We start from the raw sequence: 14,727 nt of genomic DNA, 5'->3' as shown, positions 1-14,727 counted from the left end.
GCAATACTTCGTCCAAACTCACCGGAGGCCGTCGTGAAATACATGATCTTGATTCAGAGCAACCCGCAGTTCGTCGAGCGCTGGCAGGCACTGCCGAAGGAGCAGCGTGATCGGTTCGGCCGCGACCACCTCGCGCTGACCGCCGAGCTCGCCGAGTCCGGCGAACTGGTGGCGAGCGAAGGTCTTGCGGATCCGGCGCTCGCGAAGCGCGTCACCGTCGCGGGCGACCAGACCATGATCAGTGACGGGCCGTTCGCCGAGGCGAAGGAGCACCTGGCCGGCTTCCTGCTCGTCGACTGCGACGGCGAGGACCGCGCTTTGGCGATCGCGGCGCGGGTGCCCGACGCCGTCTGGGGTTTCGTAGAGGTCCGGCCGGTGCTCGATTTGAGCGGGTGGGAGATGTGACGCCAAGCGAGGCTGCCATCGCCGGCCTGCTGCGCGAGCTCGCTCCACGCGTGCTTGGTGTGCTCGTGCGCCGTAATGGCAACTTCGACGACTGCGAGGACGCCGTGCAGGAGGCGCTGCTCGCCGCCGCGGTCAGCTGGCCGGTCGACGGCGTACCGAACAACCCGACCGGCTGGCTGATCACGACGGCGTCGCGGCGGCTGGTCGAGATCTGGCGGAAGGAGGCCGCACGTCGGCGCCGCGAAGACGCGTACGCGCTCGAGCCCGCGCCAGGCGACGTGTCACAGTCCGACGACACGTTGGCCCTGCTGTTCCTGTGCTGTCACCCTGAGCTGGCCGTCCCGTCACAGGTTGCGCTGACGCTGCGCGCACTCGGCGGCCTGACGACGGCCGAGATCGCGCGCGCCCTGCTCCTGCCGGAGGCGACCGTCGGGCAGCGCATCAGCCGGGCGAAGGCACGCATCCGCGATACGGGTGCAGAGTTTCGAATGCCCACCGCGTGCGAGCGCGACGAGCGGCTGCCCGCGGTGCTGCACACGCTGTACCTGATCTTCAACGAGGGCTACACCGCGACGTCGGGCCAGGCCCTGAATCGCGTGGAGCTGACTTCCGAAGCCATCAGATTGACCCGGCAGCTCCGGGTGAGCCTGCCCGACGAGGGCGAGGTCGCCGGGTTGCTTGCGCTCATGCTGCTCACGGACGCCCGACGCGACGCCCGCACCGGCCCGGACGGGTCGCTGATTCCGCTGGCCGAGCAGGACCGCCGCCGGTGGGACCGGACCGCCATCGCCGAGGGAGTCGCGATCATCGAGGCAACGCTGCCAGTCGCAAAGCCCGGGCCCTACCAGCTGCAGGCGGCGATCGCCGCCGTGCACGACGAGGCCGCCGACCCCGGCGCGACCGACTGGCCGCAGATCCTCGCTTTGTATGACGTGCTCGCGGCGCTCGCGCCTGGACCGATGGTCGCGCTCAATCGAACCGTCGCCATTGCGATGGTGCGTGGTCCGGCCGCCGCCCTCGCCGAACTCAACGACGTGGCGGCGGACCCCGCCCTTAGCGGACATCATCGCGTCGATGCCGTGCGGGCTCATCTGCTCGATGAGCTCGGCGACCGAGAGGCTGCGCGCGAGTACTACCTTCGGGCGGCCCAGCGCACTCGCAGCCTGCCCGAGCGGAGTTACCTGCTGGCGCGCGCGACGCGCTGATGGTCAGCCCGCAGATTTGCCGGGCGCTCCCCGACGGCTGCGTTAGTGCAGTACCGTCCAGCGCATGTTGCTCAATCCCAACCACCTGCAACGCCGCTACCCGGACCGTCGCTCGGGCGAGATCATGGCCGCGACCGTCGACTTTTTCGAGTCCCGCGGAAAGGCCCGGCTCAAGCACGACGACCACGAGCGCACGTGGTACTCCGACTTTCTGGACCACGTGGGACGCGAGCGAATCTTCGCGTCGCTGCTGACGCCGGCCGCGTACGGCGCGCCGGACTGTCGCTGGGACACCTATCGGATCAGCGAGTTCGCCGAAATCCTGGGCTTCTACGGGCTGAGCTATTGGTATCCGTTCCAGGTCACCGCCCTTGGCCTGGGCCCGATTTGGATGAGCGCCAACGAGGACGCCAAGCGCAAGGCCGCGGCGCAGCTGGAGGCCGGCGAGGTGTTCGCCTTCGGCCTGTCCGAGCAGACCCACGGCGCCGACGTCTACCAGACGGACATGATCCTGACGCCATCGGAGAACGGTTGGGTCGCCAACGGCGAGAAGTACTACATCGGCAACGCCAACGTCGCCCGGATGGTCTCCACCTTCGGCAAGATCGACGGTTCTGACGAGTACGTGTTCTTCGCCGCCGACTCCCAGCACGACCGCTACGACCTGATCAAGAACGTGGTGAACTCGCAGAACTTCGTCGCCAACTACGCGCTGCGCGACTATCCGGTCACCGAGGCCGACATCCTGCACCGCGGGCCCGGCGCCTTCCACGCGGCGCTGAATACCGTCAACGTCTGCAAGTACAACCTGGGCTGGGGGGCCGTCGGCATGTGCACCCACGCCATGTACGAGGCGGTCACCCACGCGTCCAACCGCTACCTGTACGGGACCGTCGTAACCGACTTCAGCCACGTGCGGCGGTTGCTGACCGACGCCTACGTCCGACTGATCGCCATGAAGCTGGTGGCCACCCGCGCGTCCGATTACATGCGCAGCGCCTCGGCCGAGGATCGCCGCTACCTGCTGTACAGCCCGCTCACCAAGGCGAAGATCACCAGCGAAGGCGAGCGGGTGATCACCGCGCTGTGGGACGTCATCGCCGCCAAGGGCGTGGAGAAGGACACCATCTTCGAGGCGATGGCGCGCGAGATCGGCCTGCTGCCCCGCCTCGAAGGCACCGTCCACATCAACATCGGGCTGCTCGCCAAGTTCATGCCCAATTTCCTGTTCGCCCCCAACGGCGAGCTCCCCGTGATCGGCCGCCGCGACGACGCGGCCGACGACTCGTTCCTGTTCGCCCAGGGACCCACCGGCGGACTGGGCAAGGTGCGCTTCCACGATTGGCGCGCGTCATTCGACAGCTTCGCCCACCTCGCCAATGTCGGGCTGCTGCGCGAGCAGATCGACGTGCTCACCGACATGCTCGCCAGCGCCACCCCGGATGCGGTGCAGCAGAAGGACATTGATTTCGCCTTCGCCGTCGGTCAACTCTTCGCGACGGTGCCCTACGCCCAACTCATCCTCGAAGAGGCGGCGCTGTCCGGGGTGGACGACGCGCTGATCGACGAGATCTTCGCCGTGCTGGTCCGCGACTTCAACGGCTACGCGGTCGAGCTCAACGACAAGCCCTCGACGACCGACGCGCAGGCCCGCTTCGCGACGCGGATGATCCGCCGTCCGGCCCACGACCGCGCGCGCTACGACCAGATCTGGAAGGAACACGTGCTGCCGATCAGCGGCGCGTACGCGATGCGCCCCTGACGTCGAGCCCCGCCGAACGTGCGCCTGGCCGCACGCTCGGCGCCCAGCGTGCGGCTGGCCGCACACTCGTGCACCAAACACCTTGACTGTGAGCTAGCTCACCGTAGAATGACCAGTGGTCATCGACGCGAGGAGGCCACATTGCCGACGGTGACATGGGCACGAGTCGACCCGGCCCGCCGCGCGGCCGTCATCGAAGCCGCGGAAGCCGAGTTCGGGGCGCACGGATTCTCCCGGGGCAGCCTGAACGTCATCGCCCGAAAGGCCGGGGTCGCGAAGGGCAGCCTCTTCCAGTACTTCGCGGACAAGCGCGACCTCTACGCGTTCATCGCCGACATCGGCAGCCAGCGGGTGCGCGCCTACATGGAGGACCGCATCCGCGAGCTCGACCCCAGCCGGCCGTTCTTCGACTTTCTCACCGACTGGCTCGACGCGTGGGTGGCCTACTTTGCCGACCACCCGCATGAACGCGCGCTGCACGCCGCGGCGACTCTGGAAGTTGACACCGAGGCCCGCGTCAGCGTGCAGAACGTCATCCACCGCCACTATCTGGATGTCATGCGCCCGCTCGTGCGCGACGCGCACAAGCGCGGCGACCTGCGTGCGGATTGTGACACCGACGCGCTGCTGTCGTTGCTGCTGTTGATCTTTCCGCACCTCGCGCTGGCTCCGTACATGCGCGGCCTGGACCCGGTCCTCGGGCTCGATGAGCCCACCCCGGAGCAGCCGGCCCTGGCCGTGCGCCGGCTCGTCGCGGTGCTGTCCGCCGCGTTCTCCCCTCAAGCCGTCCAGATCAAGGAGGTCACATGACACGCACGAGTTCAGGTTCCATGGTTCGGGGCGGGCTCAACTGGGACAGCTTGCCGCTCAAGCTGTTTGCGGGCGGCAACGCCAAGTTTTGGAATCCGGCCGATATCGACTTCTCCCGCGATCGCGCGGACTGGGAGGCGCTGACCGACGACGAGCGCCACTACGCCACCCGGCTGTGCGCCGAGTTCATCGCGGGCGAGGAGGCGGTGACTGAGGACATTCAGCCGTTCATGGCCGCCATGCGCGCCGAGGGCCGGTTGGGCGATGAGATGTACCTGACGCAGTTCGCGTTCGAGGAGGCCAAGCACGTGCAGGTGTTCCGGATGTGGCTCGACGCCGTCGGCATCACCGATGACCTGCACGAGTATCTCGAAGACGTCCCCACGTACCGCACGATCTTCTACGAGGAGCTGCCGGCCTGCCTCAACGCCCTGACGACCGACCCCTCACCGGCCGCCCAGGTCCGCGCATCCGTCACCTACAACCACATGGTCGAGGGCATGCTGGCGCTGACCGGCTACTTCGGCTGGCACAAGATCTGCGTGGAACGCGGCATCCTGCCCGGCATGCAGGAGCTGGTCCGGCGCATCGGCGACGACGAACGGCGCCACATGGCGTGGGGCACCTTCACCTGCCGGCGCCACGTCGCCGCCGACGACTCCAATTGGGAGGTCTTCGAAAACCGCATGAACGAGCTGATGCCGCTCGGGCTGCGCCTCATCGAAGAGGGCTTCGCCCTTTACGATCCGATGCCGTTCGGCCTGTCGGTGGACGAGTTCATGCAGTACGCCGCCGACAAGGGGATGCGGCGGTTCGGCACGATCAACAGTGCACGCGGGCGACCGGTCGCCGAGATCGACCTCGACTACTCGCCGGTGCAGCTGGAGGACACCTTCGCCGACGAGGACGAGAAGGCGCTGGCGGGCGCGTCCGCGTAGCGCCTATCCGACCCAGACGGTCTTGGCGTTGCAGAATTCGCGGATCCCGAGGCCGGCGAGTTCGCGGCCGTAGCCGGAGCGCTTGACGCCGCCGAACGGCAGCTCCGGGTACGACACCGTCATGCCGTTGATGAAGACCTGGCCCGCCTCGATGCCGTCGATGAAGCGCTGCTGCTCGGCCTCGTCGTCGGTCCAGGCGTTGGACCCCAGCCCGAAGGTCGTGGCATTGGCGATCTCGATGGCTTCCTCGACGCTTTCGACGCGGTAGATCGAGGCGACCGGGCCGAACACCTCCTCGGTGTAGAGCGCCATGTCCTTGGTGATGTCGGTGACCACCGTCGGCGGGTAGAACCAGCCGGGCCGGTCGAGACGCTCTCCGCCGCAACGGATTACCGCGCCGGCGGCGGCGGCATCCTCGACCTGCTTGGCGACCTCGTCGCGGCCCGACTCGGTGGCCAGCGGCCCCACGTCGGTGTCCGGGTCGGTCGGGTCGCCCACCCGTAGCCCCTGCATGCGCTCGACGAACTTCTCGACGAACGCGTCGTAGATGTCGGCATGCGCGATGAACCGCTTGGCCGCGATGCAGGACTGCCCGTTGTTCTGGACCCGGGCGGTGACCGCGGTCTTGACCGCCTCGTCGAGGTTTGCCGAGGGCATCACGATGAACGGGTCGCTGCCGCCGAGCTCGAGCACCGTGGGTTTGATCTCGTCGCCGGCGATGGCGCCGACGGATTGGCCGGCCGGTTCGCTGCCCGTGAGGGTGGCCGCCGCGACGCGGGGATCGCGCAGGATGGTCTCCACGGCGCTGGAGGGAACCAGCAGCGTCTGGAAGCAGCCGTCCGGGAAGCCGCCGCGGGCGATGACGTCGGCGAGATACAGCGCGCACTGAGGCACGTTCGAGGCGTGCTTGAGGATCCCGACGTTGCCGGCCATCAGCGCCGGCGCAGCGAAGCGAACGGCCTGCCAGAGCGGGAAGTTCCACGGCATGATGGCCAGCACCACCCCGAGTGGCTGGTAGCGGGTGTACGCCTTTTTGGCGCCGACCTTCGACGCGTCGGCCGGCTCGTCGGCCAGCAGCCTCTCGGCGTTCTCGGCGTAGTAGCGAAAACCCTTGGCGCACTTGACCGCCTCGGCCTTCGCCGAGGCCAGCGTCTTGCCCATTTCCAGGGTCATCATCTCGGCGGTCTTGTCCGCCTCGGCCTCCAGTAGGTCGGCGGTGGCGTTGGCCCACTGCGCGCGCTGGGCGAAGGTGGTGGAGTGCCGATAGTCGAGGAACCGCTCGTGGGCGCGCGCTATCGCCGCCTGGACTTCGTCGTCGGTTGCCGGGGTGAAGGTCTGGACTGTCTCGCCGGTGGCCGGGTTGATCGTGGCGATGGGCACGTTGGCATCCTTCATCTGGTGGGTTGGCGGGGGCGTCTGCTACCAGCCTGCCACTTCGACATGAACATCCCCACCCACCGCAGGAGGCATCATGACCGGCAGCGACGTCAGTGACTTCAATCGGCGCAACATCGAGGAGTTTCGCGCCAACCACGGCCGGATCGGCGGCCAGTTCGAAGGCGCCCCGGTCCTGTTGCTGCACAGCGTCGGGGCCCGCAGCGGCGAGGAACGGGTCAGCCCGATGATGTACCTGCCCGACGGTGACCGCTACCTGGTCTTCGCCTCCGCAGCGGGCGCCGACCGCAACCCCGCCTGGTACTGGAACCTGGTGGCCAACCCCAACGCCAGCATCGAGGTCGGCGACGAACACCTCGACGTGCGTGCCGTCGAACTCACCGGCGCCGAGCGCGACGAGAAATACGCCGAACAAGCCAAGCGATACCCCGGATTCGCGGAGTACGAACGCAAGACCACCCGCACGATCCCCGTCCTCGCGCTGATCCCGACGGGGCCACACCGCGACTGAAGCCGCGGTGCCGCCACTACTGTGGCCAAAGGGAGGTGCCGGATGATTAAAGCCGCCGAGCTGATGGTCAAGTGCCTGGAAAACGAGGGCGTTTCCGTGGTCTTCGGGCTACCGGGCGAGGAGAACATCCGCTTCGTGCAGGCGCTGGCCGCCTCGGACATCCGCTACGTGCTCACCCGGCACGAGCAGGCGGCCTCGTTCATGGCGGAGATGTACGGACGGGTCACCGGCCGCGCGGCGGTGGTGTCGTCCACCCTGGGTCCGGGCGCGATCAACATGCAGCTCGGGGTCGCCGACGCCACCACCAACAGCACCCCGATGGTCGCGATCTCCGCGCAGGTGGGCCAGGACCGCCAGTACAAGGAGTCGCACCAGTACGTCGACCTGGTGTCGATGTTCGCCCCGATCACCCGGTGGGCCGCCGGTATCCCGACCACACGCGCCATACCGGAGATGTTCCGCAAGGCGTTCAAGCTCGCCGAGGCCGAACGCCCGGCCGCCGTCTATCTGGCGGTGCCCGAACACATCGACGCCGACGAGACCGACTACGACCTGACCCCGTTGCCGCGCAACGTCGTCCGCGCCGAGGCTCCGGCCTTCCGGCAGGTCGCGCGCGCGGTCGACATCCTGCGCGAGGCCAAGCGACCGGTGGTGTTGGCCGGGCATGGGGCGGCCCGCGGCGACGCGACGGCGGCCCTCGTGCGGTTCTCCGAGGAGTTCGGCATCCCGGTGGCCAACACCTTTCACGGCAAGGGCGTGATGCCCGACGACCATCCCAACAGCATCGGGACGCTGGGGTTCATGCGCCATGACTACGTCAACTTCGGATTCGACAACGCCGACGTGGTCATAGCGGTCGGGTACGAGCTGCAGGAATTCGACCCGGTCAGGATCAACCCGAAGGCCGACAAGAAGATCATCCACATCCATCGATTCCCGGCCGAGGTCGACGCGCACTATTCCGTCGACGTCGGGATCGTCGGCGACATCAGCGCCTCGCTCGACGCGCTGCGGGAGGCGCTCGGCGAACACCGCTTCGACGCCGACCCGGAGATACCCGGCTCCGGCCTGCTCGCCGAGGAATTCGCTCGGGGACAACAGGATTCGCGCTACCCGCTGGCTCCGCAGCGGGTGGTCGCCGACACCCGCGCCGCGCTGGGCCGCAGCGACGTCGTCCTGGTGGACACCGGTGCCACCAAGATGTGGATGGCGCGGCTGTACCCGACGTTCGAATGCAACACGTGTTTGGTCTCAAACGGCTTGTCCACCATGAGTTTTGCGCTGCCCGGCGCGCTGGGTGTCAAGCTGGCGCGACCCGAGTGCAAGGTGCTGGCCGTCGTGGGCGACGGCGCGTTCATGATGAGCTCGCAGGAGATCGAGACCGCCGTTCGGGAACGGATACCGCTGGTGGTGTTGATTTGGGAGGACGGCGGCTACGGCCTCATCGAATGGAAGATGGACCTCGAACTCGGAGAGCATCACTACGTGAGGTTCACCAACCCCGACATCGTCACCTACGCGGAAAGCTTCGGCGCCAAGGGATATCAGATCAAGAGTGCCGACGAACTGTTGCCGACGCTGAGGGCCGCGCTCGACGACGACGGCGTGTCGCTGATCAATTGCCCGGTCGACTACTCGGAGAACCTGCGGTTGACCGACCGGCTCGGCGAGCTGGACGAGACGCTGTGATCTAGCGCCATGGGCCGGACGTAGCCACCGATCAGCGCGCGATGCCACCATGCCCGGTCGTGGCGCAGCTCGGCCCACGTCGTGAAGCGGTACTGGTAGAGCTGCGCGCGCACATACGTGGGTGCTGACTCGGGGAAAGGGTTGCGCCGCAACAAACGCAGCGTCGGTCGATCGTTGCGCAGCAGCCGCTGCAGCAGGGGCGTCAGCCACTGGTGGGCGTAGCCGGGTGAGATGGCGGCGAACCACATCAGCCAGTCCAACCGCAGGTGATACGGCGCCCACTGCCCGGGCAGCCGTCGTACAGAACCGGGCTTGCCCTTGAATTCGTATTCCTTCCAGACGGTGTTCGGGGTAAGCCGCTCATCTTGGGTTCCTTCGATCACCACCTCGCGGCGCACGCGACCGATGCTGCCGAAGGCGCCGTAGGTGTTCACCAAATGAAATGGGTTGAACGACATGTTCATTCGCTGATGCGACGACAGCATGTTGCGCACTGGCCAATACGTCATGAACAGCACCGCCGCGGTGAAGGCGACCACCAGGGCGGCGAACCACTGCGGCGTCGCCGACAGCGCCGGGCGCGCGGGCATCGGAAGCACCGCCGCCACCGACGAATCGTCGACGGCGCTGAAAGCCAGGATGATCGTCACCCAGTTCAGCCACGCGAAGTTGCCCGATGCCACCAGCCACAGCTGGGTGACGACCACGATCGCCGCGGCGACGCTGGCCACCGGCTGCGGCGCGAACAACCCGAACGGCACCACGAGCTGGGCGAAATGGTTGCCCGCCACCTCGATCCGATGCAGCGGCCTGGGCAGGTGATGGAAGAACCAGCTCAACGGTCCCGGCATCGGCTGGGTTTCGTGGTGGTAGTACAGGCAGGTCAGATCGCGCCAGCACGGATCGCCGCGCATCTTGATCAGCCCGGCGCCGAACTCCACCCGGAACAGCAGCAAGCGCGCCATCCACAACGTCAGGATCGGCGGCGCGACGCGGTCGTTGCCGAGAAAGATCGCCAGGAAGCCGGTCTCCAGCAGCAGCGATTCCCAGCCGAACGAGTACCACGTCTGCCCGACATTGACGATGGAAAGGTAGAGCACCCACAGCGTCAGCCACATCAGCATCACCGCCCAGAGCGGCACCAGGTTGGCCGCGCCGGCAAGAATGGCCGCCGACAGCGCCGCACCGAACCACGAGACACCCGCGAACCACCGGTCGGAGTAGCGCAGATGGAAGATGCTCGGAGTCCGCCAGAACGTCTGCCCGGCCAAAAACCGGGGCACCGGCAGGATTCCGTGCTCGCCGATGAGGGCGCGGAACTGCAGGGCCGCCGCGAGGAACGCGATCAGATACAACGCCGCGGCGCCGCGCTCGAGCACCAGCCTGCCCAGCCAGTATTCGGGCGCGGAGATCCATCCCATGGCCGTAACTCCTCGGACGGTGGCGATTGCACCAACCCGCATATCCAGTCAACCAGCAGGTAAACCGGTAGCCAACTCCTTCGTCGTCATTCGTCGTGGCGCGAGGGCGTCCGATCGGGCAGGGCCACCACCGAGGCCGCAAGCACGCCAAGCGAAATCAGCGCCAGCAGTTGCACATTCGCGGAATGACCGGCGTAGCCGCCGACCGACCGCCAGGGGTACCGGGACAGCTGGGCCCCGGCCAGGATCAGCCCGCCGGCGCTGAGCGCGACGGTCGCACCGTCGCGCCAGCGCGGCCGCTCACGCAGCGCATACCGCAGACCCAGGGCCGCCGCGGCGACGACCAGCCCGGCGGGCCCGGCGATCACCGTCCCCACGGCCAGCACCGCGACCCCCGCCCAGGGGCCGGGCCGCCACGGCATCGCGGGCGGGTCGTCGTCGCCCCCCCGCCGCGTGCGCCACAACGCGAGCGCGGCCAGCAGCGGCAGCAGCGCCAGCCCCACCGCCAGCCCGGCCCGGTACAGCGAGTTGGTGGCGAAGGTCAGCGTGATGGTGCCGGGGTCACCCGCCGGCACCACCCAGCCTTGCTGCCACCCGTTGACGGCGACGGGCGTCAGCCGGGTCCCGGTGCCGGTGCGCGCCACCCAGCCGGGGTTGATGCTCTCGGGAATGACCAGCACCCGTGCGGTGGCCGACGCGGGAGCCCGCACCTCGCGCCGGTCGGGACCCCACGCCCCGGTCTGGGCGGGAACCGGGTAGGCGCTGGGCATTTCGGCGGCCGCCGGGGTCATCAGCTGGGCCCCGTCCACCACGAATTGGTCCCCGGGGCTGATCAACAGCTCCTGTTGGCCCGCGGGCAGCGCGATCGGATCGCGTTCGCAGGGCATCGCCTCGACCGGCTCGCCGTCCAGCACGGCGCCGGCGGTGGTGCGGATCGAGGTGTGTACGAACCGCCCCGCGACGGCGATGACCGGGCCGTGGTCACAGCCGACGGTGATCTCGCGCGATCGGTTGCGGGCGGCGTCGGCGGGCGCGATCGGGTTGCCGTCGGTGCCGAGCACCGCCACCTCGGCCAGGCCCGGCGGCTTGAGCTGATCGAAGCCCAGGGCGTTGCGGTCGATGACGTCTTCCCAGTCCAGCAGGCTGATGGTGACGGTGTCGGTCAGGCGCGGTTTCAGCGACAGGGACTGCGGCTCACCCGGCTTGAGCGCCCGGACCTGCGGGCCGTCGCCCAGGTTGACGGCCAGCATCGTCGGGTGCGCCGGCAGCGCCGACCGGCTGGGGGCCACGCGCAACCCCGCCACCTCGGTGGGATGCGGCAGTGTGACGGTCAGCGTCGGCGGCGACTTGTGTTGCACCACCCGCTGCGGCGCCGTCCACGCGGTGGCCGGGTCGCCGTCGGTGGCGGCAAACGCCGAGCCGAGGATGTCCACCGCGTCCGAATCACCTTGGGCCCGAGTGGTATTCGGCTCGGCGACCAGATCGGCCAGCTTGGGACCCTGCCGCTGCCGCACCCACACCGTCGGCGTCACCGACACCGGGGCGGCGACGGTCAGGGTGCGGCTGAAATTGACCGGCTCCTCCGGCGTCAGCGCCATCGACGCCGCGCAGCGCACGCCGTCGGGCGCCTGGGCGCAGCCCGGCCTGCCGAGCAGTTCCGATCCCAGGTCCCAGCCCGCGATCGCCGAACCCGGCGGCGGGCCGGGCACGCGGACGGTGTGCCGCAGGCTGACCTGATGGGCGAATCCCGAAGCGTCGTATTGGGTGATCGACAGGTCGGTGATGCCGAACTGCACGCCGGGGGACCCGTCGTCGGTGCCGGCGGCGGTGACCCGCACCCACGGGGTTTCGCCGTAGGGCAGCGCCGCCGCGAGCGGCTTGCCGGGTTCGTCGAACCGCAGCGTGGTGCTGCCGTTGGCGGTCTCGACCAGGATGCGGCGGACCTGGGCGCCGACGGCCGTCGCGCTCGGCGTGATGGTGATGGCGCCGTTGGCCACCGGGTGATCGAAGTCCACCTGCAGCCACTGCCCCACGGCCGACTGCAGCGCGTTGGACACCCACGCGGTCCCGGAGTCGCCGTCGATCGCGGCGGCGGGGGAGGTTGCCGGCGCGACGTCGGGCATCGCGGTGGAGTCCGACGACGAACTCGACACGGTGATGCGGCCGCCGGTCCAGGCCCCGAACACCGGGTCGGCGCCGGGCACGGGGTAATCGGGCACCCGGTTGAAGGTGTGCCGCGCGTCGCCGGGTGCCCGGATCGCCGACGAATGCTGGTCGACGCGGCCGTAGTCGGTCTCGCGGGCCACCGGGGTATCGGTGATGGTGACCAGGGGCGCCGCCAGCCCGGCTCCCCGGGCGTCCTTCAAATCAGGTGTCATCAGCACCGGACCCACCGGCGGCCGGCCCAGCAGCCGTCGGCGCTCGTCGAGGCGCAGCAGCGCTTCGGGGCCGCCGTCGACCCGGGCCAGCCGATCCGCGTCGGCGAAGTAGGGCGCGCCGGGAGTGCCGGCGCCCGCGACGCGGTAGATCTCCACGGCCGGGTACCGCGGCCGCAGCCCGCTGTCGGCGACGAACCCGGCGAGCGTGCCGGGCCCCACCGGCTCGCCGAACTGTGCCACCTTCCGCAGCCCCGGCGAGCCTTCGACGGCGCGGTGCACCAGGATGGGGCGCGCCGAGCGCGATGTCTCGGGATCCAGGTCGTTGCGCAGCACCACATACGAAATACCTTGGCGGGCAAGGGTATCGGCCAGGCCCGCCGAGGGGCGTCCGGCGGCGAACAGGCGTTGCACCGAATCGAGCGCCCGGATGGTCTGTGGCGGTGTCAACGGGATGGAGTCGCGCACCCCCCACGGGCTGCTGCCGAGCACCTGCAGCGGCTCGTCGTGGCTGGTGCCCCACACCTGGGTGGCGAACGGCGCCCCCGGGGCGACCAGCACCCGCCCCGGGGCCGGCGAACCCGAATTGTGTTCGCTGAGCCAGTCGGCGGCCTCCTGCCAGTACCGGGGTATCGCGCTGAAGGTGCCCGGCGGGGCGAGCCGGCCCGTCCATGCCAGCGAGGTGCTGACCGCCAGGGCGGTCAGGATCACCACCGTCGCGGCGACCCGCTTGTCGCGTTCGGGGTGGGCGAACGCCCGCAGCCACACGGGCAACGGCGCGCTGCCGGGCAGCGGTATCCGCCCCAGCAACTGTGCGATGCCCAGCGCGATGGGGATCCGGATCACCACGTCCAGCTTGTGCACGTTGCGCAGGGGCGCGCCGGCGGCGTCCAAGAATGCCTGCACCTGGTGGGCCAGCGGTGAGCCCAGCCCGCCGCTGTAGCCGACGGCCATCAGCGCCACGCCGACCAACAGCATGGTGACCAGCCGTCCCCGCGCCGGCATCGCCGGGCTGGCCAGCCCGGCCAGCCCCGCCGCGGCGACGAGGCAGGTGCCCAGGATGGCCGCCGACCCGGTCACCAGCGGCGCGCCCGCGGTGGCGGTCGGCGCCACGAACGGGGTCCAGCTCTCGGTGCCGCGCAGCATCTCCACCAGGGACGACCATTGCGTGGTCACGCCGGACGATTCGATGAAGTCCAGGAACGGGGGGCTGACGCTGCGCAGCAGCCCCAGCGCCACCACCCACCACAGCATCGCCAGGGACAAGGCCAGCAACCACCATGCCGTGTAGCGCCACCACAATCGGTTCGGCCGGTGACAGGCCCACCAGATCACCGCGGGCAGGCACCCGGCCAGCGTCGCGATCGCGTTGACCGCTCCCATCAACGCGACGGCCAGGCCCGCCTGGGCGGCCAGCGCCCGAACCGAGCGGCCGGACGACCCCCGCAGCGCCAAGATGGTGGGCAGCAACACCCACGGCGCCAGCATCATCGGCAGGGTTTCCGACGAGATCGACCCGAGGGTGGTCAGGACGCGCGGGGACAGGGCGAACGCCGCCGCACCGATCAGCCGTGCCGTCGGGCTGCCGATGCCCAGCGTCTCGGCGACCCGCAGCAGCCCCCAGAAGCCGACCGTCAGCAGCAGCGCCCACCACAGCCGTTGGGTCGCCCATCCGGGCAACCCCAGGAAGTGGCCGACCAAAAAGAACGTGCCGTGCGGAAACAGGTAGCCGTAGGCCTGGTTCTGCGCCTGGCCGAAGGGCAGGTCGCTGTTCCACAAGTTGGTCGCCCGGGCCAGAAAGCGCAGCGGGTTGGCGGTGAGGTCGAGTTTGGTGTCGGGGGACACCTGCCCCGGGGATTGGGCGAAGGTCAGCGCCAGCGCGATCGCGGAGACTAACGCCAACCACCGGCGCGACAGCGGCGCCGCCGACGAGCCCGGCGCCGTTTCCGGGGGCTCCGCGTGTGCCGAACCCGCCGCCGCAGAGTCCGATGGCGGCGACCCGCTGCGCCCGGCTTCGCCGCGCTTGCGATCGCCGCTAGCTACGGTTGCCGTACTCGACCCGGTTGAGCACTGACGATTGCGGATCGCCCCCGGGGAGTGGCGGCTTCGTGTCCTGTTGCACCATCAGCGTGATCCCGAAGATCGCGGCCGCGCCCAGCAGCAGTCCGACCACGACGCTCGCGGCGGCGGGCGCAATGATCCGGTTCATCGATGGC

Annotated in this window: 11 protein-coding genes; 7 read left to right on the top strand and 4 right to left on the bottom strand. The window is 69.2% G+C overall.

All coding sequences use genetic code 11. The features are described 5' to 3' along the window. The first annotated feature begins 42 nt into the window (after positions 1-42). The 5 genes from A5745_RS11280 to A5745_RS11260 all read left to right on the top strand — a co-directional run bounded on the left by A5745_RS11280 (position 43) and on the right by A5745_RS11260 (position 5,120). Positions 43-405, top strand: a complete 363-nt coding sequence (locus A5745_RS11280) for a YciI family protein (RefSeq protein WP_240562950.1) — start codon at positions 43-45, stop codon at positions 403-405. Then, the gene (locus tag A5745_RS11275) at positions 402-1,610 is read left to right on the top strand and encodes an RNA polymerase sigma factor (protein ID WP_217695280.1); all 1,209 of its coding nucleotides are present in this window, start codon (positions 402-404) and stop codon (positions 1,608-1,610) included. The genes A5745_RS11280 and A5745_RS11275 overlap by 4 nt, the downstream gene beginning before the upstream one ends. 64 nt (positions 1,611-1,674) lie before the next feature. Continuing rightward, entirely contained in the window at positions 1,675-3,372 is a 1,698-nt protein-coding gene (locus A5745_RS11270) for an acyl-CoA dehydrogenase (protein ID WP_076116081.1), read from the top strand. 141 nt (positions 3,373-3,513) lie between these two features. Continuing rightward, complete coding sequence (locus tag A5745_RS11265) at positions 3,514-4,182, top strand: TetR/AcrR family transcriptional regulator (RefSeq protein ID WP_076058254.1); 669 nt, start codon at positions 3,514-3,516, stop codon at positions 4,180-4,182. After that, positions 4,179-5,120, top strand: a complete 942-nt coding sequence (locus tag A5745_RS11260; protein WP_076058256.1) for a R2-like ligand-binding oxidase — start codon at positions 4,179-4,181, stop codon at positions 5,118-5,120. The genes A5745_RS11265 and A5745_RS11260 overlap by 4 nt, the downstream gene beginning before the upstream one ends. Before the next feature lie 3 nt (positions 5,121-5,123). Here the strand turns inward: A5745_RS11260 and A5745_RS11255 are convergent, their stop codons facing one another. Next, the gene (locus A5745_RS11255; protein ID WP_076058373.1) at positions 5,124-6,500 is read right to left on the bottom strand and encodes an NADP-dependent succinic semialdehyde dehydrogenase; all 1,377 of its coding nucleotides are present in this window, start codon (positions 6,498-6,500) and stop codon (positions 5,124-5,126) included. A gap of 91 nt (positions 6,501-6,591) precedes the next feature. Between A5745_RS11255 and A5745_RS11250 the strand changes: the two genes are divergently transcribed. Together A5745_RS11250 and A5745_RS11245 are read left to right on the top strand one after the other, a co-directional pair. Then, positions 6,592-7,026, top strand: coding sequence for a nitroreductase family deazaflavin-dependent oxidoreductase (locus A5745_RS11250; RefSeq protein ID WP_076116080.1), 435 nt, complete (start codon positions 6,592-6,594; stop codon positions 7,024-7,026). 42 nt (positions 7,027-7,068) lie between these two features. Then, on the top strand, positions 7,069-8,715 hold the full coding sequence (locus A5745_RS11245) for an acetolactate synthase large subunit (protein WP_076116079.1): 1,647 nt from the start codon (positions 7,069-7,071) through the stop codon (positions 8,713-8,715). Here A5745_RS11245 and A5745_RS11240 read toward each other — a convergent pair. From A5745_RS11240 to A5745_RS11230, 3 genes are all read right to left on the bottom strand, one after another. Further along, positions 8,658-10,136 (bottom strand): lipase maturation factor family protein, encoded by a 1,479-nt coding sequence (locus A5745_RS11240; protein WP_076116078.1) that lies wholly within the window; start codon positions 10,134-10,136, stop codon positions 8,658-8,660. The two genes, A5745_RS11245 and A5745_RS11240, sit on opposite strands and share 58 nt — an antisense overlap. 86 nt (positions 10,137-10,222) lie before the next feature. Further along, positions 10,223-14,428: an alpha-(1->3)-arabinofuranosyltransferase gene (locus tag A5745_RS11235; RefSeq protein ID WP_076116077.1), complete on the bottom strand. Its 4,206-nt coding sequence runs from the start codon at positions 14,426-14,428 to the stop codon at positions 10,223-10,225. Positions 14,429-14,546: 118 nt separating this feature from the next. Further along, positions 14,547-14,720: a DUF2613 domain-containing protein gene (locus tag A5745_RS11230; RefSeq protein ID WP_065443914.1), complete on the bottom strand. Its 174-nt coding sequence runs from the start codon at positions 14,718-14,720 to the stop codon at positions 14,547-14,549. Between the last annotated feature and the right edge of the window lie 7 nt (positions 14,721-14,727).

Origin of the sequence: Mycobacterium sp. IS-2888 (genome assembly GCF_001954215.1) — a bacterium.
GTDB lineage: Bacteria > Actinomycetota > Actinomycetes > Mycobacteriales > Mycobacteriaceae > Mycobacterium.
This window is presented reverse-complemented; position numbering and strand designations above follow the sequence as displayed.